Annotated in this window: 15 protein-coding genes and 1 pseudogene; 5 read left to right on the plus strand and 11 right to left on the minus strand. The window is 64.6% G+C overall.

What is annotated here, in order from left to right; translation table 11 throughout:
- From GSQ83_RS07170 to GSQ83_RS30355, 4 genes are all read right to left on the minus strand, one after another.
- The coding region (locus tag GSQ83_RS07170; RefSeq protein ID WP_158802194.1) for a hypothetical protein at positions 1 to 314 on the minus strand (314 nt) is incomplete at its 3' end.
- Positions 315 to 492: 178 nt separating this feature from the next.
- Positions 493 to 867, minus strand: coding sequence for a hypothetical protein (locus GSQ83_RS07175; RefSeq protein WP_158802195.1), 375 nt, complete (start codon positions 865 to 867; stop codon positions 493 to 495).
- Between the two features lie 178 nt (positions 868 to 1,045).
- Positions 1,046 to 1,966, minus strand: a complete 921-nt coding sequence (locus GSQ83_RS30350) for an alpha/beta fold hydrolase (protein WP_371417981.1) — start codon at positions 1,964 to 1,966, stop codon at positions 1,046 to 1,048.
- Positions 1,967 to 2,066: 100 nt separating this feature from the next.
- A complete protein-coding gene (locus GSQ83_RS30355) occupies positions 2,067 to 2,513 on the minus strand; it encodes a hypothetical protein (RefSeq protein ID WP_254065541.1) in 447 nt (148 codons plus the stop codon).
- A 141-nt stretch (positions 2,514 to 2,654) separates the two neighbouring features.
- Here GSQ83_RS30355 and phaR point away from each other — a divergent pair, with 141 nt between their 5' ends.
- Entirely contained in the window at positions 2,655 to 3,320 is a 666-nt protein-coding gene (gene phaR / locus GSQ83_RS07185) for a polyhydroxyalkanoate synthesis repressor PhaR (protein WP_158802197.1), read from the plus strand.
- 281 nt (positions 3,321 to 3,601) lie between these two features.
- Here phaR and GSQ83_RS07190 read toward each other — a convergent pair whose 3' ends face one another.
- The 3 genes from GSQ83_RS07190 to mutS all read right to left on the minus strand — a co-directional run bounded on the left by GSQ83_RS07190 (position 3,602) and on the right by mutS (position 10,061).
- Complete coding sequence (locus GSQ83_RS07190; protein WP_158802198.1) at positions 3,602 to 4,471, minus strand: SMP-30/gluconolactonase/LRE family protein; 870 nt, start codon at positions 4,469 to 4,471, stop codon at positions 3,602 to 3,604.
- Between the two features lie 119 nt (positions 4,472 to 4,590).
- Positions 4,591 to 7,401, minus strand: coding sequence for a [protein-PII] uridylyltransferase (locus tag GSQ83_RS07195; protein WP_158802199.1), 2,811 nt, complete (start codon positions 7,399 to 7,401; stop codon positions 4,591 to 4,593).
- Entirely contained in the window at positions 7,395 to 10,061 is a 2,667-nt protein-coding gene (gene mutS / locus GSQ83_RS07200) for a DNA mismatch repair protein MutS (RefSeq protein ID WP_158802200.1), read from the minus strand. The genes GSQ83_RS07195 and mutS overlap by 7 nt, the downstream gene beginning before the upstream one ends.
- A gap of 110 nt (positions 10,062 to 10,171) precedes the next feature.
- Here mutS and GSQ83_RS07205 point away from each other — a divergent pair, with 110 nt between their 5' ends.
- The 4 genes and pseudogenes from GSQ83_RS07205 (at position 10,172) to GSQ83_RS07225 (ending at position 16,117) form a co-directional block, all read left to right on the plus strand.
- The gene (locus tag GSQ83_RS07205; protein WP_158802201.1) at positions 10,172 to 12,466 is read left to right on the plus strand and encodes an NADP-dependent malic enzyme; all 2,295 of its coding nucleotides are present in this window, start codon (positions 10,172 to 10,174) and stop codon (positions 12,464 to 12,466) included.
- A gap of 458 nt (positions 12,467 to 12,924) precedes the next feature.
- Positions 12,925 to 14,090: pseudogene (locus GSQ83_RS07215) on the plus strand (Hint domain-containing protein).
- A 92-nt stretch (positions 14,091 to 14,182) separates the two neighbouring features.
- Complete coding sequence (gene speB, locus GSQ83_RS07220; RefSeq protein ID WP_158802204.1) at positions 14,183 to 15,094, plus strand: agmatinase; 912 nt, start codon at positions 14,183 to 14,185, stop codon at positions 15,092 to 15,094.
- Positions 15,095 to 16,117, plus strand: coding sequence for a P1 family peptidase (locus GSQ83_RS07225; RefSeq protein ID WP_158802205.1), 1,023 nt, complete (start codon positions 15,095 to 15,097; stop codon positions 16,115 to 16,117).
- On the opposite strand, the gene GSQ83_RS07230 is transcribed toward GSQ83_RS07225, so the two are convergent.
- From GSQ83_RS07230 to GSQ83_RS07245, 4 genes are read right to left on the minus strand one after another with little or no spacing between them, the layout of a single operon-like run.
- Positions 16,083 to 17,570, minus strand: a complete 1,488-nt coding sequence (locus tag GSQ83_RS07230) for an amidase (RefSeq protein ID WP_158802206.1) — start codon at positions 17,568 to 17,570, stop codon at positions 16,083 to 16,085. The two genes, GSQ83_RS07225 and GSQ83_RS07230, sit on opposite strands and share 35 nt — an antisense overlap.
- Complete coding sequence (locus GSQ83_RS07235) at positions 17,567 to 18,379, minus strand: ABC transporter permease (protein ID WP_254065542.1); 813 nt, start codon at positions 18,377 to 18,379, stop codon at positions 17,567 to 17,569. The genes GSQ83_RS07230 and GSQ83_RS07235 overlap by 4 nt, the downstream gene beginning before the upstream one ends.
- Positions 18,376 to 19,326 (minus strand): ABC transporter permease, encoded by a 951-nt coding sequence (locus tag GSQ83_RS07240; RefSeq protein WP_158802207.1) that lies wholly within the window; start codon positions 19,324 to 19,326, stop codon positions 18,376 to 18,378. Before GSQ83_RS07240 ends, GSQ83_RS07235 begins: the two co-directional genes overlap by 4 nt.
- Positions 19,327 to 19,341: 15 nt before the next feature.
- A complete protein-coding gene (locus GSQ83_RS07245) occupies positions 19,342 to 20,820 on the minus strand; it encodes an ABC transporter substrate-binding protein (RefSeq protein WP_158802208.1) in 1,479 nt (492 codons plus the stop codon).

Here is a 20,820-nt window from a genome sequence, read left to right on the forward strand (position 1 = left end):
TCGCGGGCGATGTTACCGAAGAACCCCCCGATCACCTGGGGCCAGGTCCGGTTATCATGGCGAAGTTGGGGATAATGGTGGCGGCCATGTAAGTGATGTCGCTGATAGCCGGCCTCGAACGCCCCACCCGCGGCATGCTCCCGCGTCCATTCATTCCGTTGCGTCAGGTAGTTCGTGATCGCCGATGAAGCATTCTGCTGCAAGAGATGTGAGAAATTCGCCTCCGGTATCCAGCGGCCCCATTGCCAGACGAAGCCATCTCGCTCTTCCACAAACTCGCCACTGGCGGGGGGAATAATTCGAATGCCTGACATGGCTCAGCTCCGCGTCTTTTGTTCGCGGAGCATTCGGTGAAAGTGTTTAACCGGACATTAATATCTGGAATGCGGCGGCCCGCTCTTACTCAGCGCCAAGCAATTGTTCATCCAACAACATCGGCTCGCGACGGCAGAAGCGCCGCCGAACGCGACGCTTCTTCTGTACGCCTACCCGTCAGTGCTGGTAATAATAACCCGGCGGCGGCGGAGGCGGCGCTGCATAATAGTAAGGCTGCGGTGCCGCATAGTACACCGGCGGAGGCGGAGGCGCATAATAGACTGGCGGCGGAGCCGCATAGACCGGAGCGGCCAAAGCTGTGCCGAGCGCGGCGCCGAGCAGGGCACCACCGACCACCGCGCCAACGCCGTAGCCGCCATAATAGCCGCCACCGTGGTAGCCGCCGTACCCGCCATAGCCGCCGTGCCAGCCGCCACCGCCGCCATGCCAGTATTGCGCCTGTGCCGGAGCGGCCAGTGGCGCGGCGAGCGCGACCAGAAGGGCGCCAGCGGCCAGGCCGCGTTTGAGCGTAAAGCGTGAGAAAATCGTCATTGCTTCATCCTCCTGTCCCGCAGCTTACCAAGGTTCCGTAACTATTACGTATCAGTGGCGGCGCGGGGGACACCGATGCCGTTGACGAGTAACTTGGCGTGGAGTTGCGGTGGATCTAGGGCGGCGTTGGCAAGAATTGGCCGCAATTGCCTGCGATCGCGCGGGGTATCGGTCAGTCTCAGATCGACGCGCACCAATCGCGCAAAGGGCGCCAAAGCTCTGACTCTGCCCGGCTGCCGGCGGCCATGCCAACATGGCCCGCCGCTGGTCGATGGACGGCTGCGCTTTTCAGCGCAGTCGCCAGGCTTATGGCGGATTCCGGCGGCACGATGCGGTCCCGTTCGGGGATGGCGACGAAGCTCGGGCCTTTCCAGGCAGCGGGCTCGATGGGCGCCCCCGCAATCCGCCAGGCACCCCGTGCCGGCAGATTCTCGCCATACCACCCGCCAAGGCATTCGCGTGCGACAGGTGCCGCCAGCGGGATCCCGTCGTTCAGCCAATCCTCGATGGCCACAAACATGGTCGCGCCCGCGCCGGACTGTTCCAGCCGCCCGAAAGCGCGGTATTTACGCGTGACATCAAAGGGATCGAGACAGGCGAACAGCATCTGGAGCAAGTCGGTCGAGAGATTGCCGGTCACCGCCATGGCGGGCTCCAGCGCTGGGAGTTGCGCGGCCAGGTTTCTCGCCCGGTCTGCGTCTGGCGCGTGAAAATCCCAAGGCGTCGCCAACAGCGCCAATCCCCTCACCCGGTCGGGACGACGGACAGCGGCCGCAAGGGTGAGCAGGCCGCCCATACAATACCCCGCGAGGATCACGGGCTCCTCGAGGGAACCGAGCACTCGCTCAAGCCGGCCGGCGACATAGTCCGTGAGGGTGAAGCTGTTCTCGAGCGCTCCGGGCGCGCCCCAATCCAATAGGAGCGGTCGCATTCCCGCTGCGGCAAACCAGCGAAGGACCGACCGATTTTCCATAAGATCAAGGATATAGGATCGGTTTATAAGACTTGGAACGAACAAAATAATAGGTCCGCCGGCCCCCGGGGCATAGTCCAGCAAGCGGCTGCTACCCTCATGCCACAGCGTAGGCGGCTCCGGCATCGCGCGGGAATAGGGGTGGCGGCGGTAGGCGGCGATGCCTTTCAGTAGCGCGCGGTCCTGAGTCCAGGTTTCCGCAAGAACGGCTTGCGCGAATTGCCCCTCAGTTGCCGACCCGTCGCGCTTTAGCAGCTCGGCGAGGCGTGCGAGGGGGGGCGCCGTCGCCGCCGCTGTCCGCTGGGGCCAGATAGCGCTCCAGCTCGGCCACGCGCCGCTCGAGACGGCGGATCTCGTCATCGCGAGAGTCAGGTGCAGCAGCAGCGGGCGGGGGCCCCGGCGATGGAGAGGGCCCGGCGGATTGGCGCGAGCGGTCACTTGTTGCTCCGGATGGCGGCCAGCCGGCATTGGGATACGGCACGCCCTGGGGCATCGCACGCACCATCGCCTGGGCGGCACCGCCCCAGAGCGCCATCAACGAGCCCCAGGATTGCTGCGTCTCCGGGTCGGCCATGAAGGCGGTGATCTCGCTCTGCCAGATCGTGATCCAATCCTCGGCAAGCTTGCGGAGATCGCCCTCCGAGTCGTCGGCGGGCGGGTGACGCTGGTCCATGTCGCATCCATACTCCTGCACCGCACATTGGGTAGTGTCCCAGGCGTCGGTCACCCGCTATCATTATGGCGGAATCGCGGCATATTGAAGTCGTGGTGGCCCGCTAGCCTTTCCCACAGAGCCCCTTACGGAGGTGGACCGATGCCGCAGCCCGAAGCCCCGCCCCCCGGTACGGAGGCTCACGCCAAGCCCCCGGTCGTTGTCAAAAAGTACGCTAACAGACGCCTCTATAACACTGAAAGTTCAAGTTACATTACGCTTGACAGCCTGGCGCTCATGGTGCGCGAGGGGCGCGATTTCGTGGTATTCGACGCGAAGTCGGGCGAGGATATCACGCGCGGCGTGCTGACTCAGATTATCGTTGAGGAAGAGAGCAAGGGCAGCGCCCTGTTGCCGACCGCCTTCCTGCGTCACCTCATCGGCTTTTATGGCGACAGCATGCAGGGGGCCGTGCCGCGCTACCTCGAACAGTCGATGGCGAATTTTACGACACAACAGCAGCAGCTTCGCCAGACGATGCAGCAAACCATGGGAAACCTGTTTCCCTTCGATATCGAGCAGGTCAGCCGCCAGAACATGGCGATGATCGAGCGGACGATGAGCCTGTTTAGCCCATTCTACCGGGGCGAGGGTGGGGTGGAAGAGGGCGCTGCTACCGCACCACCGGCGGATCCGAGGGTTGAAATCGCCACCCTGAGAGGGGAGTTGGCGCGGCTGCAGAAGGAGTTGCGTGACGTCCGGACCAAGCTTGCCGAGGTGGCGACGCCAGCAAGTGGCACGTTGGGGAACAAGTCCGCTGCGGACTAAGAGACTGCGGTCCTCGGAAAAATGCTTTAAAATCAGTCTGTCACTACTCACCGCGCGCGAGGCGGACTGTCACGCCTAAGCGTGATCATCCAAGCTCAACCCTGACCCAGACCCCGTCGTGGCACGCGAAGGCGTGCGGGGCAGCCCGTGCCATCCACGTCTTGCCTTTTGTCCCACAAGCGAAGGCGTGGATGCCCGGCCTTCGCCGAGCATGACGCGGTGGCATGAGCGCGGATCGGATTAGAGACATCCGGCCTTGGTGCGAACCAAAGATACCAGCCTCAATCCGCGAAGCGCGTCACCGGGACGCCCGCCACCGGGCTGGGCAGCAAAAAGAGCCCGCCGGCCTGCGGATAGCGTGCTTGCACCTCGGGTTCCTTGGGCAGCCCGGTCGTCACGAACAGGCCATGCGGGGAGAAGCAGGGCATGGTCGGATTGGGCACAGGAATCGCTATCTTCTCGACCAGCTGCCCATCCGGCGCGAAGCGATTGACCACCCCCGCTCCGGCGCCCGCCGACCAGTAGCCGCCCTCCACGTCGGCGGCGCCACCGTCTGGCCGCCCTTCCGCCTCGGTCAGATCCGCGAAGCGCTGCCGGTTGCTGATCTCGCCAGTAGCGGTGTCGAAATCCCAGGTATCGATCCACGGGCCGCGAGTGTCGGAGTGGAACATCTTCCGGCCGTCCGCGGTCCAGGCAAGGCCATTCGAGTTCTTCAGCCCCTCGACCTTGATCTCGACCTTACCCTGCGGCGTGATGCGGTAGAGCTTGCCGCTTGCCGCGCCGTCGCCGCTCTCGTTGATCGTGCCTACCCAGAAACAGCCATCGGGCCCGACCTTGCCGTCATTGAGGCGGTTGCCCGTAGGCTCGCTGATCGCGGCGAGCGGCGTCAATGTCTCACGGCCGAGATCGAAGATCGCCAGAGCCTGCTTCTGACAAATCAAAATCCGACCCGAGCGGCAGAGACCAAGGCTGCCAAGCGAGTCAGGGAAGGTCCAGACCTGATGCGCGGAGGTTGCGGGGTCGAAGCGATGAAGCTGGCCGCGCGGGATATCCGCAAAATACAGCAGGCTCGCTTCGCTGTCCCAGACCGGGGATTCCGCGGTGCCGCAACGGCTGTCCAGCACCAGTCTCGCGGTCTTCATGTCGCTCATCGGCGCGTCCTTGCAAGCAGCATCCGTTGGTCAGATGGTCTTACCTCAGGATAGCGAAAAGAGCCCGACCGCCAACGTCACTCCGGCGTCACACTAAGAGACCGCTTGATAGCAAGTCTCTAAGCCGCGTCGACCGCGCGGCGATCTCGCCGGCTATCCTGCTCGGGGGTGCGACCGGACTCATCCGAGGCGAGCGCATCGAGAATGGCCTGGCGCAAACCGGTCAGCTTGCGTTCGTTCTGAACCTTCAGGCCGAAGACATCCTTGACGTAGAAGACGTCGATAGCCCGCACGCCATAGGTGCTGACATGGGCCGAGGCGATCTGCATGCCCTGGTCGGTGATGGCCGCCGTTACGTCATGCAATAAGCCCGGCCGGTCGCGGCCGTTCACCTCGATGACCGTATGGGTATTGGAAGCGTGGTTGTCGATGACCACGCGCGGCGGCACATGGATCGCCCGCATTCGTTGCCCTAGCAGCGCATCCGACAGGCTGCGGATCTCGGCCGCAAGACGCAAGCGGCCGGAAAGCGCCTGCTCGATGAGCACCGAAAGCCGAGCCAGGCGCTGCGGAGATGCGAAGATGCCGCCCGCCGCATCCTGGATCCAGAAAGTATCGAGCGCCATGCCGTTGGTCAGCGTGTGGATGCGTGCGTCCACGATCGAACCGCCCGCTATGGCGAGTGCGCCAGCGATGCGGCTGAACAGGCCGGCATGGTCAGCGGCATAGACCGTCACCTCGGTCACCGCGCGATTGTGCAGCACTTCGGTGCGGACGCTCAGCGGCGCATTGGTGTGACTCGCATCATGGATCATCCGCGCGTGGCGCTCATGGGTGGATGGATCAAAGCTCAGCCAATAGGCGGGATAGCCGAGGTTGAGGAAGGTGTTGATGTCCTTCTGCGACCAGCCCTCCAGCCGCTCCGCCGCCGCTTCCTTCGCACGGGCGACGCGCACGTCGCGCTCGGTGGTGGCAAGGCCGCCGGCGAGCACTTCGGCGACGTGGCTATACAACTCGCGCAGCAGCGTCGCCTTCCAGCCGTTCCAGACTTTCGGTGATACGGCACGCATATCCGCGACGGTAAGAACCAGAAGCAGCTTGAGTCGCTCGGGGGATTGGATGGTGTCGACGAGATCGAGGATGGTCTTGGGGTCGTCAATGTCGCGCTTGAAGGCGGTCTGGCTAAGAAGGAGATGATGCAGCACAAGCCAAGAGACCATTTCGGTCTCCTCCGCCGAAAGTCCGAGCATGGGACAAACGCTGAGGGCCAATTCAGCGCCGAGAACGGAATGGTCACCGCCCCTGCCCTTCGCGATGTCATGCAGCAACACAGCCGTGTAAAGCGCGCGACGGGATTGCAGGTGATCGACGATGCTGGAGGCAATCGGCGCCGCCTCTGCGAGATCGCCGCGCTCTAGCGAAGCGAGAATGCGCAACGCCTCGATCGTATGCTCGTCGACGGTAAAGACGTGGTAGGTGTCGAACTGCATCTGGCCGACGATGCGCGCCCAATCTGGCAAGAGCCGGCTGAGAAGGCCGGTCTCGTTCAGCATCGTCATCCAGCGCGCGCCATCCGAGCGCGGCTCCTCACCGTCCCAGCCGCACAGCAGGTCGAGGAAGATCGCCATCGCCTCGGGCTCGCGACGCAAGGCGATGGCCGAGCGTTCGTTGCGTATCATGGCGCGCAATGCGAGGGGATGGATGCGCAGATGGCGTTCCCGCGCGATCTGCATGATCCGCAACATCAGGATAGGCGAGGCCGCCGGGTCTTGGGCGGCACCGAAGACAAGTTGGCCATCCGCCAAGGCGAAACCCGATTGCACCAAGCTTTCATCAGCGCCCGCCGTCAGGGCCGGCGTGCCACGCGCAATGCGGACGAGCTCAGGCTCCAGCACATGGGAAATCCGGGCGACGTCGCGCGCCGTCAGGAAATAGTGGCGCATGAAACGTTCCACGCCGTCCTGCACACCATGGCGCGTGTAGCCCATGCGGGCTCCAACGATGGGCTGCAGATCGAACGTCAGGCGTTCCTCGGGCCGGCCGGCGACGTAGTGGAGATGAAACCGCACTGTCCAAAGAAAATCAGCGGAACGGTTGAAGTGCCGTGCTTCCCGCGTCGTCAGCATCGGGCCGAAGGGGCCGTTCTTGGTCAGTAAGTCCTGGACGCTGTCGATGTCGAAGACATAGCTCGCGATCCAGTGGAGGAAATGCAGATCGCGTAACCCACCGCGTCCTTCCTTGACGTTTGGCTCGACCATGAACGGGCTCTCGCCGTAGCGGCGATGGCGCGAACTGCGTTCCGCCTGCTTTACGCGGATGTATTCGGCGGCGCCTGCCTCGCGACACTGGCCACGAAACGTGTTTCGAAAATTCGCGAAGAGTTCCTCATCGCCAACCAGACAGCGGGCATCGAGCAAAGTCGTGCGGATCGTCGCGTCCCGCTTGGCCTCCGCCAGGCATTCGCTTATGGAGCGCGTGGCATGGCCGACCTTCAGGCCCAAATCCCACAGGAAATAGAGCATGAACTCGACGCCATGCAGCGTGCGGTCGGAGGGGTCGGCCTCGGTCAGAAACAGCAGGTCGATGTCGCTGAAAGGGGCGAGGTAGCCGCGCCCGTAGCCGCCCGTGGCCACCACGGCCATGCGGTCGGTGGCACCCGGCACCGCGTCATTCTGGGTATAGGCAACCAGGGTCGCGATGACCGCATCCATCTGGCAGGCGAGATGGCGCGCCGCGGCCAGACCGGAAATCTCGTCGCGCTCGAAAGCGTGCTGGACCTGGTGCTGCACGCGTGCCAGGTGACGGCGGAAAGCGCCGAGAGCAGCCTCACGCGCGACGCCGCCGGCCTCGCCGGCCAGTTCGGCGAGGGCGTCGGACAAGGCCGCGGGCGCCGCTGCCGCGCCACGCGGGAAAGAGGTTTCGGTCAACATTCCTTTAATGGTAACTGTTCCTCTTCATCAGGGCTAGAAAGCAAGTCTTTCAGCACGTAAAGGCTGTCCAGCGCTTCACGCGGGCTCATTGCTTCAGGATCAAGCCCTGCCAAAGCGGCCCTCAGCGGATCCGGGGCCTCCGCCACCGTTTCGGCAGGCACCAAAGCCCGGTCCTGCGCGGCGGCAAAAAGAGGCAATTCCGCCGACTCGGTCAGCGGCGCCGCCTTTTCGAGAGTCGCGAGCAAAGCCCCGGCGCGCTTGACGACAGGCGCCGGCACGCCGGCCAACGCCGCGACATGCACACCCCAGCTGCGGCCAGCCGCGCCTTGCGTCACCTCATGGAGAAAAACGACGCCACCTTTCCAATCCTTCACCCTCATCGTGGCGGCTTGCAATTGCGGAAGGGTGAAGGACAGGCGGGCGAGTTCGTGAAAATGCGTGGCGAAGATGGTGCGGCTTCGAATCGTATTGTGCAGTGCCTCTAGCACCGCCCAAGCGATTGCCAGACCATCGAGCGTGGCGGTGCCACGACCAATCTCATCGACCACTACAAGGCTGCGCGGGCCGCCTTGGTTGAGGATGGCGGCGGTCTCCGTCATCTCCACCATGAAGGTGCTGCGGCCGCGTGCGAGGTCATCCGCCGCGCCGACGCGGGAGAAAAGCCGGTCGACGATGCCGATTTCCGCGCGGGCCGCCGGGACGGGCAAACCCGCCTGGGCCATGATGACAATGAGGGCGTTCTGCCGCAGGAAGGTCGATTTTCCAGCCATATTCGGCCCGGTCAGCAGCATCAGGCGGCGTCCCGGTGACAGATCGCAGTCGTTGGGAACGAAGGGAGCACCGCCGGAGATGGCCGCCTCCACCACCGGATGGCGGCCGCCGGTGATGCAAAAGGCCTCATCCGCCGTCACGATCGGCCGGCACCAGCCGGAACCGGCGGCGAGCCTCGCGCAGGACTGCAATACATCGGCCAGTGCCAGGGCAGCGGCGCAGCGGGTGATGGCGGCGCGTTCGGCCAGCACGCGATCCACCAGATGCTCGAAAACGAGCTTCTCGCGGTCCGCCGCGCGTTCGGCGGCAGCAGCGATGCGGGTGTCTAGTTCGGTCAGTTCGACGCTGGTGAAGCGTGCCCCATTCGCCATGCCTTGGCGCAGCACGAGGTCGGGATGCGCGCGCAGCCCTTCCACCGCGACGGCCGGGACCTCGATCACATAACCCATCTGGGCATGGTGGCGGATCTTGAGACTGCCAACGCCGTAACGCTGCGCGTAGTCGAGCTGAACCTGCCCAAGGATTTGGCGCTGCTCGTCCCGCAGCCTGCGCTCGGCGTCGAGTTCCGGGTCGAAGCCCAAGGCGATGGCACGCCCATCCTCCAGCCGCGCCGGCAGCGGATCGGCCAGAGCCCGCTCCAACAATGCGGCGAGCTCCGGCAGGCAAGCGAGATCCGTGGCGACGCCGGAGAGCACAGGCGGCAGCGCGCCCTGCAGCAACTCCGCAAGATCGCAGGCGGCGCGCAGCCCATCCCGCAACGCGGCGAGATCTCGCGGGATGCGTTGCCCCAGCACGAGGCGCGCCAGAGCCCGGGCGATGTCCGGGGCCGCGCGCAGCCTTTGCCGCAGACCCTCGGCCATTGCCGCATGGGACGAAAGAAAGTCCCAGCCGTCCTGACGATGGAAGATCTCCTCCCGCTCGGTCAGCGGTGCCTGCAACCACGCCTCGAGCAATCGGCCGCCACCCGGTGTCACGGTGCGGCGGATGGCTCCGAGCAGAGTATGGGCCGCGTCACCGCCCTGCCGAGGCGCGCAGATCTCCAGGCTGGTGCGGGTGGCCGCATCCATGGCGAGCGACCCGCGCCCACCTTCCGGCCGGGGGCGAGAGAGATGCGGCTCCCGACCGGCCTGGGTGCGGCGAACATAATCGACGGCGACGGCGGCAGCGGAGGCTTCCTCATCCGTGAAGCTTCCGAAGGCGTCCAGGCTGGCGACGCCGAACATGCCGGCCAGCCGCGCACGCGCCGCCTCGGGTCTCGGCACCACCACCGGATCGGCGCCGCGCCGCGACAACCAGCCGCCGAGGTCGACGCCATCGCCGCCGAGGATTTCAGCCGGATCAAGCCGGGCGAGCAGTGCCGGAAGTGCGGCCGGCGCAATCGCCGCTGTCTCGAACTGGCCGGTCGAGATGTCGAGCCAGGCAGCCCCAAGCGGGGCCAGGTTGCCGCGTGCTACTGGCTTGGGGGGCGCCAGCGAGACAATAGCGAGAAGCAAGTTCGGCCGCACGGCTTCGAGCAGCGCGTCCTCCGTCAAGGTTCCGGGGGTAATGAGGCGAACAACTTCGCGCTTCAGCGGCCCTTTGCCGGTGCGGCGGCGCGGATCCTCGGTTTGCTCGGCGAGTGCCACGCGAAAACCACGGCGAATAAGACGGGCGAGATATGCCTCCTTCGCATGCGCGGGTACGCCGCACATCGGGATCGGGCTTCCGCCGTGCTCGCCTCTTGCGGTCAGCGCGATATCGAGCGCGGCGGCGGCCGCTTCCGCATCGGCGAAGAACAGCTCGTAGAAATCGCCCATCCGAAAGAACAGCAGCGCGTTCGGATGCTCGGCCTTCATCGCGAACCATTGCGCCATGGAAGGCGACGCGCCGTCCGCATTCGGAATCCCCATAGTCTTCGTTTAGCCGCCATTTAGAGCGGCGCGAAGACCGCGACTGGGCTTCCCCGACAGGCTGAGGCGCTTCAGTATGGGCTCATAAGACGAACCTAGGGGAAGCTGCCATGGCCGAAGGCGACAAGGATCGGCGCACCACGCGCGTCTCGGCCGAAGAGGCGCTGCTCCTGCACTCTTCCGGCCGCCCCGGCAAGCTCGAGACCCGCATCAGCAAACCGCTGCTTACGGCGCGTGACCTCTCCCTCGCCTATTCCCCCGGCGTCGCCGAGCCTTGCCTGCGCATCTTCAAGGACCCCGACCTCGCGTACGAATATACGACACGCGGCAATATGGTGGCCGTGATCTCCAATGGGACGGCGGTTCTGGGCCTCGGAAACCTTGGCGCCCTCGCCTCCAAGCCGGTGATGGAGGGCAAGGTCGCGCTGTTCAAGCGCTTCGCCGACGTCGACGGCATCGATCTCGAGGTCAGCACCGAGGACGTCGATCAGTTCATCAACTGCGTGCGCTACCTCGGCGCGAGCTTCGGGGGCATCAACCTTGAGGACATCAAGGCGCCGGAATGTTTCATCATCGAAAGCCAGCTCCGCGAGATGCTGGACATTCCGGTATTTCACGATGACCAGCACGGCACGGCCATCGTTGCCGCAGCCGGTCTCATCAACGCCTGCCATCTGACCGGCCGCGCCCTCGCCGAGACCCGCATGGTCGTGAACGGCGCCGGTGCGGCCGGTATCGCTTGCATCGAGTTGCTCAAGGCGCTGGGCATGCGGGCGGAAAATATCCTGCTCTGTGACACCAAAGGCGTCATTTTCCAGGGCCGCACCGAGGGTATGAACCAGTGGAAGGCGGGACATGCCGTTTCGACAACGAAACGCACACTCGCCGATGCCTGCGCGGGCGCCGATGTCTTCTTTGGCCTCTCCGCCAAGGGTGCGCTGACCGGGCCGATGCTGGCCAGCATGGCGGCGAACCCGATCATCTTCGCGATGGCCAATCCGGATCCCGAGATCACACCCGAGGACGCGCATGCCGTGCGCCAAGATGCGATCGTGGCCACCGGCCGCAGCGACTATCCCAATCAGGTCAACAACGTTCTCGGCTTTCCCTATATCTTTCGTGGCGCACTGGATGTCCGTGCGCGCACCATCAATGAGGAGATGAAGATCGCCGCGGCCCATGCGCTGGCCCAGCTCGCGCGGGAGGATGTGCCGGACGAAGTCGGTGTTGCCGGATCCGGGGCGCGCTTCAAGTTCGGTCCGACCTACATCATCCCGAACGCCTTCGATCCGCGCTTGATCTCCCGCATTTCACCGGCTGTCGCGAAAGCGGCGATCGATTCGGGCGTGGCGCGCAAGGTGCTGCCCGATCTGCGCAAATACGCCCGGGAATTGTCGGGAAGGCTGGACCCGACGGCGCTGGTACTCGACACAATTATGGAAGCAGTGCGCTCGCAGCCAAAGCGCGTGGTTTTCGCCGAGGGTGAAGAGGAGAAAGCCGTCCGCGCCGCCTATGCCTTCCGCAATGCCGGTTATGGGACGCCGATCCTGGTGGCCCGAGAGGAACGGGTGAACGCCATCGTGCGGGATCTCGGCCTCGGAGATCTTGGCGGGATCGAGATCCAGAACGCCAAGCGCTCCGGGCGCAATCGCGACTACGCGCAATTCCTCTATGGGCGGCTACAACGCCAGGGCCATCTCGCTCGCGATTGCCAGCACATGGTCAATATCGATCGTAACGTTTTCGCCGCCTGCATGGTCGCTTTGGGGGATGCGGACGCAGTGGTTACGGGCCTGACACGTCCGACTTATGTCTGCCTCGAGGAGATCCAGCGTGCGATCGATCCGGCACCGGGTGGTGCCGCTTTCGGTCTGACCTTGATGGTCGGTCCGCGCGGCACGCTGTTCGTTGCCGATACGCTGATCCACCCACGGCCCACAGGCGAGCAACTCGCCGACATCGCAGTGGGCGCCGCGGCCGCGGCGCGGCGCCTGGGCCATGAGCCACGCGTCGCGCTGCTTTCATACTCGACCTTCGGCAACCCGATGTTCGAGGTGGGCGAAGCAAGCCGGCAGGCTGTCCGCGTGCTTGAGGAACGCGGCGTGGATTTCGAATTCGACGGTGAAATGAGTCCGGATGCGGCGCTGGAGCCCGCTGTGCGCGCGCTGTACCCCTTCTGCCGGCTGACTGCCCCCGCCAATGTATTGGTCATGCCCGGACTGCATGCTGCCCATATTACAACGCGGCTCGCATTTCGCATGACTGCTGCGCAAGGTGGCGGTAGCACGATTGGCCCGATCCTGCTCGGCATGGCAAAACCTGTCCAAATCCTGCCGATGGACGCTTCTGTTAGCCAGATCGTTGATCTTGCATGCCTCACCGCCTATCAGGCCGAGCCCGTCTAAAAAGCCGCCTCACAGAAGAATTTTCGCCGAAATTGAGATGCGCTCCAATCCATCGCCAGCCGAGGACGGTCTTGTAACGAAAGCACATGGTTATGAGATCGATTCAAAATGATGCCATCTCGATTAAACGCGACTTGGATTCTTCTATTAGTTGTTATATCGTAATTTGATTATTCTGATATCGATCCAAAAAATTTTGCTTTGATTCGCGACGCTAGGTGCATCCAAAAATTTGCGCTCTGACAAAATATCATCAACACGCTCTAGGTCTTGATCGTCCCCAAGCGCTGATCTTCGTGTAGAAGGGCTGAACAGCACGCAAGGTTTGTCATGGGTGATCAAGCGAGAGAGGAGCATGCTCGACACCGTGCATTTCGAGAATTTCGTAGCGAAGAGACCTTCTAGTCGAGGGGCCCTCCGCCTAGCCGCTTCGCACAGTCCGAAGTGTAAAGGATCACATGCCCAGCTTCTATATAGGCACGCGCATACTCACTGAGCGCGGTCGCGTGAAGGTCGAAAATCTACGCATCGGCGATAATGTTTTGGCCTGGCCTAATGTCCCCATGCCGATCCGGTGGATCGGACGTAAGATGTACCGAGCTCCCTTCACGAAAACAAACCCGGGAATCGTTCCAGTGCTGATCAAGGCCGGGGCGATCGACAAGGGTCGACCTCCCGCGACCTACGCGTGTCCCCACTGCATTGCATCCATGTCAGTGGCGTATTGGTGCCCGCGAACAAGCTGGTTAATGGTGTAACGATTCTGCGTTGCGAGAATCTCGACGAGGTCTCGTATTTTCACATTGAACTCAGCCGCTCCGCGCTTCTGGTTGCTGAGGATGCGTTTGCGGAAAGCTATGTAGATCGTGGCAATCGCGGCATGTTCTTGAACGCGGAAGAATCCGCGGAGGCCGCGCGGCGGCAGGAATTAACCCCATCCTGGAGTTCCTGCGCACCACTCGTCGAGCAAGGCCCCGAGCTCGAACGCATCCGCGAACACCTCGCTTTGCGCGCGGGCATCATTCCCGCCGAGATCATGGAACGTCCGCAGCAGGGCCCACTAATCGGCTACCTCGAATGGGCGGATCACGTAACCGTCTCAGGCTGGGCTTGGCTCCCCGAGTTTCCCGACACGCCGGTGGTGCTCGAAATTCGCGATGGCGCCGAGACGATTGGGCGCGTCATCGCCAATCTTCCACGAGAGGATCTTCGTAAGGCCGGCATCGGCTCCAGCCGACACGGCTTTCACTTGCAACTGGCACGCTCTCTCGACCCCTCGCGCCTTCATTCGCTCTCCGTGGTCCGGGCCGAGGATGCCACCCACCTGCCCGGCTCGCCGCGCACACTCCGTGCCCAGCCGACCTTGCAACGGCTCCAAGAATTCGATCTTGAGCGCCTTGCGGTCGATAGCTCGGATGTCGAAATTGTCGAGATGCTGTCGTGGCTCAAACAGCAACAGGCGAAGCTGTCCGAAATCCTGGGCGCGTCGAACGCTTCCTCCTCATGGCTTGACCTTGAAGTGGCAAATGCGCTGGCTTCACGATCTGTGACCAGGGGTGCTCCCGTAGCCAGCAGTGCCGCCACGGCCAGCAGCACAAGAGTGACGCGCGTAAAGGCGAGCTAGCAGCAGACCGCGCGACAGCCAACTTTGCGATCGCCTCGCCAAGCGGCGGGGTCCCCGCTACAGAAGCCGGGGACCAGGAAAGGCGATCAGCAATGGCCGACATGCCGACCTTCGCTACCCCGCCGGGCTTCCTCGGCCTGCCACATGGCGGCGACCCTCACGCAGAACTGGTAGTCGCTGGCATCCCACTCGACATTGGTGTCACCAACCGCTCCGGCGCGCGCTCCGGACCTGCGGCGATCCGCCAGGCCAGCCGCATGCTGGTCGATGGCGAGCACCCTCATTTCTGGACCCGCGTCGATACGCTGCCACTTGCCGATATTGGCGAGTTTCGCATCCTGCTGGGCGACCTGACGCGCAGCCTCGCCCTCATTGAGGAGCAGGCGGCGCCGCTGAAGCATTTGCTGGCCCTCGGCGGCGAGCACGGCATCACGCTACCGCTGCTGCGCGCGCTGCGGAAACGCATCGGCGAGCCGCTCGGGCTGGTTCATTTCGACGCCCATGCCGATACCTGGGACGATAACTTCGGCCAAGTCTATGGGCACGGCTCAGTCTTTTTCCACGCCATTAACGAGGGTCTGGTCGATCCCCGCCGGATGATCCAGATCGGCATCCGCTCGCCCATCCAGCGCGAGATCTGGGATTGGACGGTAAGCCAGGGCGTCACGATCCTGAGCGCGCAGGAAGTCCATGAGATCGGCCCGGCCGCTGTGGCCGCTCGTGTCCACGAGGTCGTCGGCAATGCCCGTCCCGCCTATTTCACCTTCGACGTCGATTGCCTCGACCCCGCTTTCGCGCCGGGGACGGGAACGCCGGAGATCGGCGGTCTCGCCTCCTGGCAGGCGCAGGCCATCATCCGGCGATTGGGCGGCATTCCCTTCATCGGCATGGATGTGGTGGAGGTTCTGCCTGCGCATGACGTGAGCGAGATCACCGCGCTGGCCGCGGCGACGGTAGTCTGGGAATATCTCGCTTTGCTGTTCCGTCCCCAGACGCCCGACTAGATGCGCAACCTGCTCACCGATATTCCAGGCGTCATGGTCGGTCACGCCACCGACCTCGCGCTCGGTTCCGGTGTGACCGCGATTCTGTTTGACCCGCCGGCCATCGCCTCCGTCTGCGTGCTTGGGGGCGCGCCGGGTGGACACGACACGACACTTCTCGAGCCTGAGATGACCGTCGAGAAAGTCGATTCGGTGGTGCTCTCTGGCGGAGCAGCCTTCGGCCTGAGTGCCGCGAGCGGCGTGCAGGCCTGGTTGCGCGGCCTCGGCCGTGGCGTCGCCGTCGGCGCGGCGCGCGTTCCAATCGTGGTGCAGGCGATCCTGTTCGATCTCCTCAATGGCGGCGACAAGGATTGGGGCCGCTACCCGCCCTATCGCGAGCTTGGCTGGCAGGCGGCCGAGGCGGCACGGTCGGGTGCCTTCGCCCTCGGCTCGGTCGGCGCGGGCACAGGTGCCACAACCGCGACCTTCAAGGGCGGCATCGGCTCGGCGAGCAGCGAGACGGAAACCGGCTACCGCGTCGCGGCGCTGGTGGCCGTCAACGCCGTAGGCGCGGCCAGCTTGAGCGATGGCCCGCATTTTTGGTCGGCGCCCTTCGAGCGCGACGGTGAATTCGGCGGTATCGGCTGGCCGTCTCCGATGCCGGCGGACGCCCTTACGCCGCGCCTGAAGGGCGCCGCCCCACCCCCCGAAACCGGAACCACCATCGGCCTCATTGTGACGGACGCGCCGCTGACCAAAGCACAGGCCAAGCGCCTTGCCATCGCCGGGCAGGACGGGCTCGTGCGGGCGATCATGCCAGCGCATCTTCCGTTCGACGGCGACACGATCTTCGCCGCCAGCACAGGCGAGGGACCGGCAGTGGATCCCATGGTGCTCACCCTGCTCTGCCACCACGCGGCGCTCACCTTATCGCGCGCCATCGCGCGCGGCGTGTTCGAGGCGACCGCCCTGCCCTATCCCGATGCGAAACCCGCCTGGCGGGACCGCTTCAGCACGATGCCTCGAAATCCAGCGCCAGGTTGAGCAAGGTCGCCTCGGACCACAGCCGCCCCACGAACAGCAGCCCGGCACCGCCGCCGGAGGCGTAGGTGCCAGCGGACACGGTGATGCCAGGCAATCCAGAGATATTGATCTCCGAAACCGCGGTCTCCAGGATCACAAGGTCGCTTTCACGGGGCGGAATCGCCTCGCGCGTCTGTGGCATCACAATCGCATCAAGCCCGGCAGCGTCCATGACCTTGTCGAATATGTCGAGGTAGCTTTCGCGCGCCGCAACGAACTCCGACATGTCAGGCGCCTCACCATAATTCTCGACCAGAGCTGCAAAATTCTCCAGCTCGTAAAGATAGCCCAGCGAGCCTGAAGGGCCGAGCGGGTCCGCGCCGGTGACGCGCCGCAAAGTCTCGATCGAGTGGATCGGTGCGCCTGGGCCGAAGCCCGCGAGGTAGCGCTCCAGGTCATAGGCGACATATTCCTCACCCCGCGGATCGTAGGGCATGCCGCGCAGCAAGCGGGCGAGTTCCGCGAAGCCACTGCCGGCGAAGGGATCGGGCACCAGCAGCGCACCCTGGCGCCGCAGCCGCTCCTGCGCGGCGGCGTAGAGCGTCTCGGTCTCCGATGAGAGCGGTGCCGCGCGCCATCCCGCCCCATAAAGCCCGAGCTTGCGTCCCTTCAGCGCGCCGGGGCGGAGCGACGCCGCATAACCCCCTTTCGGCCGGTGGCCGATGCCAGCGACCGTCTTCGGATCGGCCGCCGTATATCCCGCGAGCACATCCAGCGCGATTGCGGCATCCGACACGGTGCGCGCCACCGGCCCCACGACATCCCGCGTGCTTCCAGCCAGCGGCATGACCCCCGCATTCGGTATCAGGGCAAAGCTCGGCTTGATGCCGACCAGGCCCTGCGCGGCAGCCGGGTTCTGGATCGAGCCGCCGGTCTCCTCGGCGAGGCCGATCACCGCATAGCCTGCCGCGACCGCGGTGGCACTGCCCGCGCTGCTGCCGCCGGGCGCGCGATCTGGCGCGATGGCGTTGAGCGTGGGGCCTGCCCAGCTGTCATTGGCGTGGGTGCCGCTCGCGCTCATCACCGGCACATTGGTCTTGCCGAGGATCACCGCGCCCGCCGCACGCATGCGGGCGACGACCGGTGAATCGCGGCTGGGAATGAGATCGGTGCCACCCGCCCTGCTGCTGAGCTTGAACCAACCGCCGGTCGTCGGCAGTCCCGCGATGTCCATCGTGTCCTTGACGACGATTGGGACGCCCGCCAGAGGCCCGGCATCCCCCCCCGCAGCAATGCGACGGTCGATCGCCCGGGCCTCCTCCAGCGCATCAGGATTGGTCGTGATGATGGCATTGAGCCTGCCATCGAGGCGGTCGATTTCACCTTGAGCCTGTCGGAGGATCGCTTCGGCCGTCGTCTCGCCGCGCACCAGCGCCGCTTGGATTTTCGCCACCGTCCACTCGCCGGGCTTCATTGGGCCGATCTCCTTCGCCTTGGGTCGAAGCGGTCGCGCAGACCGTCGCCCAGCATATTGAGGCCAAGAACCGCAGCAGCGATCGCGAGGCCCGGAAACACCGCGAGCAGCGGCGCTGTGTAGATATAGGTTTGCGCCTCGTTGAGCATCCGCCCCCAGCTCGGCGCCGGCGGCTGGGCGCCCAGCCCCACGAAGGACAGCCCCGCCTCGGCCAACACGGCAAGCGAAAGCTGGATGGTGACCTGGACGATGAGCAGGCCAAGGATATTGGGCAGCACATGGACCAGCGCGACGCCTCGGCGAGTGCGGCCGAGGGCGCGGGCGGCGCGGGCATAATCCTGCACCCAGATCGCCGCGGCGGCGCCACGCGTGGTGCGGGCCAGCACAGGGGCGGTGAAAACGCCGATCGCGATGATCTCGGTGATCGCTCCAGCACCGCGCAGCGCGGTCAGCATCACCGCCGTCAGCACGGCCGGAAAGGCGAAAGTGAGATCGGCGCCGCGCATCACCGTCTCATCGGTCCAGCCACCGCGTGTCGCTGCCAGCATCCCGGCGGGCACACCGATCGCGGTGCCCAGCAGCACCGCCAAGGCGGCGACGGCCACGGCATCCTGGGTGCCGACCATGACCATGGAGAATACGTCGCGGCCAAACGGATCTGTGCCGAACCAATGGGCGGCGGAGGGGCGTGACAACCGGTGGATGATGTCGATGGCGGTGGGAGGATAGGGTGTCCAGACCAGCGAGAGCGCGGCGAGCACGAGCATACCGGCCGTTAGCGCGCCGCCGATTGCCAGCCCCACCCTCACGCCGTCGCCTCCACCAGCCGGGGATCGATGGCGGCGTTCAGCAAGTCAACGGCCGCGTTGACGATGATGACAATGCCCACGAACAACAGGACCAGATCCTGCACGACGACGAGATCCCGCTGCGCGATGGCCTGGAACAGCAGCGCGCCAAGCCCCGGCAGGGCGAAGACATTCTCGATGATAATTGTTCCTGCCAGCAGAAACGAGAATTGCAGGCCCATCATCGTGATGATCGGGCCGAGCGCATTCGGCACCGCGTGACGCCAGACGATGCGGCGCTCGCGCTGACCCTTCGCGCGCGCGGTGCGCAGATAGTCGCGGCTGCCAATATCGAGCATGGCGCCACGTGCAACGCGCGTGAGGATCGCCGCCTGAGGCAAAGCGAGCGCCACAGTCGGCAGGATCAGCGCGCGAAACGCGGCACCGGCACCATGCCACCAGCCGGGAAAGCCCCCAGCCGGGAACCAGGCTGCGTGGACCGCGAGCACCAGGATCAGCAGCAGCCCGACCCAGAAATCCGGCAGCGCCACGCCAATCTGGGTGAGGCCCATGATCCCGACATCCGCCAGCCGCGCCTTCCGTACTGCAGCTGCGACGCCTAGCGGCACAGCCAGCACGCCAGCCAGCGCCATCGCCATCACCGCAAGTGGGAGTGTAACGGCCATGCGTTGCAGAATCAGGTCGGAGACCGGAATGTCATACGCTGTGCTACGCCCGAAATCGCCGCTCAGCAGGCTGCCGATCCAGTGCAGATAGCGCAGCCAGACCGGCAGATCGATGCCGAGTTGATGGCGCAGCGCCGCCAGCGTATCGGGCTGCGCATCTGGCCCCAGGATCACCAGCGCCGGATCGCCAGGTAAGATCTGCAGCACGACGAAGACAACCAGCGAGGCAACCAATAGAGCCGCGACGAGCGTCGCCAGACGGCGCAGGAGAAAGGCGCGCATGCCGTCGTCGCCGGCTTAGGGTGCCCAGTATGCGCCGGTCACATCGTTGATCGGCATCGGGTCATTGGTCCACAACCCGCGAAGCTTCGCGTTCCACACGCCGATCTTCGGCAATGCGAACAGGAAGATATTGGGCTCGTCGGCGGAAAGCTGACGCTGCAATTGTTGCAGCAAGTCGGCCTGTTTCGCCGCATCGGTAGCCGCGACGTATTGCGCATAAAGAGTCTTGTACTGGTCGCTCGCATAGTTGAAGTAGTAATGCGGGCGCGCATAGATATCGAGGTCGCGCGCCTCGGTATGCGCAATCACCGTCGCGTCGAAGGCCGATTGTCCGAACACCTGCGCCAGCCATTGCGCCCAAGCCACCGACTGCAGCTTCGCGTTCAGACCGACCTGTTGCAGATAGGCCGCGATCAACTCACCGCCACGCTGCGCGTAGCTCGGCGGCGGCAGCATAATGGTGAAGCTCGTGCCCGGCGCCACACCGGCTTGCGCCAGCAAAGCCTTAGCCTTGGCGGGATCGTAGGGATAGGCGCCCGTAAGATCCACGTAGCTCGGATCCTGCGGCGTGTAATGCGAGCCAATCGGCGAACCCAGCCCCGAATAGGCCGCATCGATGATCGCCTTGCGATCGATGGCATAGGCGATCGCCTGGCGCACGCGAACGTCGCTGAAGGGCTGGCGCGCGTTGTTGAGCGCCAGGATCACCTTGCCCTCGTCATGACCGATCGCGACGGTGAAGCGCGGATCCTGCCGAAACCGCGCCACCGCCTCGGGTGCCGGAAAATTCGTATAGGCGTCGAGCGTGCCCGACAGCAGCGCCGCCGTCGCCGCGGCGGGATCGCCGATCACGCGAAATGTCACCGCTTTGAGCTTGGGCGCGGCGCCCCAGTAATGATCGTTGCGCAGCAGCTCGATACGGTCGCCGGGAACCCAGCGGCTGAACACGAAGGGCCCCGTGCCAATCGGATGCGCCTTGTTTCCGGCCGCAGTTTTCGGCGCGATCATCACCGCGTCGCCCCAGGCCATGTCGTAGAGGAATGTCGATGTCGGCTGCTTCAGCTCAACGACTGCTGTATCCGGTGACGGGCAATCGACGGATGCGATCGGCGCGAAGAGTTGCTTCTGCGCGTTTATGCTTTCGGGCGCCGCGGCACGTCCATAACTGAACTTGACGATACTGCAATCGAAGGGCGTGCCGTCATGGAAGGTCACGCCGGAGCGCAGCTTGAAGGTGTAGGTTAGCCCGTCCTTGGAAATCTCCCAGCCGCTCGCGAGATCGGGCTGAACCTGCCCGTTCTCGTCGATATGCGTCAGGCCCTGGAAGATATTAGCGTAGGTCACCTCGCGGATCGCCGACGCGGCGCCTGCAGTCGGATCGAGGCCGGGCGGTTCCAGCGGCAGGCCGAGCGTCAGCGTATCGGGCGGCGCGGCATAGGCGGCGCCCGTACCGATCACCAGCGCCGCGACCAAGAAAACGCCAAGCTGCCTCAT

The sequence above is a fragment of the Acidisoma sp. L85 genome (assembly GCF_009765865.1).
Taxonomy (GTDB): Bacteria; Pseudomonadota; Alphaproteobacteria; order Acetobacterales; family Acetobacteraceae; genus Acidisoma.

What these genes read in the sequence shown, in the direction of transcription:
- GSQ83_RS07175 (WP_158802195.1), bottom strand. Translation starts at nt 867, where the DNA reads ATGACGATTTTCTCACGCTTTACGCTCAAACGCGGCCTGGCCGCTGGC.
- GSQ83_RS30350 (WP_371417981.1), bottom strand. Translation starts at nt 1,966, where the DNA reads ATGCCGGAGCCGCCTACGCTGTGGCATGAGGGTAGCAGCCGCTTGCTG.
- GSQ83_RS30355 (WP_254065541.1), bottom strand. Translation starts at nt 2,513, where the DNA reads ATGGACCAGCGTCACCCGCCCGCCGACGACTCGGAGGGCGATCTCCGC.
- phaR (WP_158802197.1), top strand. Translation starts at nt 2,655, where the DNA reads ATGCCGCAGCCCGAAGCCCCGCCCCCCGGTACGGAGGCTCACGCCAAG.
- GSQ83_RS07190 (WP_158802198.1), bottom strand. Translation starts at nt 4,471, where the DNA reads ATGAGCGACATGAAGACCGCGAGACTGGTGCTGGACAGCCGTTGCGGC.
- GSQ83_RS07195 (WP_158802199.1), bottom strand. Translation starts at nt 7,401, where the DNA reads ATGTTGACCGAAACCTCTTTCCCGCGTGGCGCGGCAGCGGCGCCCGCG.
- mutS (WP_158802200.1), bottom strand. Translation starts at nt 10,061, where the DNA reads ATGGGGATTCCGAATGCGGACGGCGCGTCGCCTTCCATGGCGCAATGG.
- GSQ83_RS07205 (WP_158802201.1), top strand. Translation starts at nt 10,172, where the DNA reads ATGGCCGAAGGCGACAAGGATCGGCGCACCACGCGCGTCTCGGCCGAA.
- speB (WP_158802204.1), top strand. Translation starts at nt 14,183, where the DNA reads ATGGCCGACATGCCGACCTTCGCTACCCCGCCGGGCTTCCTCGGCCTG.
- GSQ83_RS07225 (WP_158802205.1), top strand. Translation starts at nt 15,095, where the DNA reads ATGCGCAACCTGCTCACCGATATTCCAGGCGTCATGGTCGGTCACGCC.
- GSQ83_RS07230 (WP_158802206.1), bottom strand. Translation starts at nt 17,570, where the DNA reads ATGAAGCCCGGCGAGTGGACGGTGGCGAAAATCCAAGCGGCGCTGGTG.
- GSQ83_RS07240 (WP_158802207.1), bottom strand. Translation starts at nt 19,326, where the DNA reads ATGCGCGCCTTTCTCCTGCGCCGTCTGGCGACGCTCGTCGCGGCTCTA.
- GSQ83_RS07245 (WP_158802208.1), bottom strand. Translation starts at nt 20,820, where the DNA reads ATGAGGCAGCTTGGCGTTTTCTTGGTCGCGGCGCTGGTGATCGGTACG.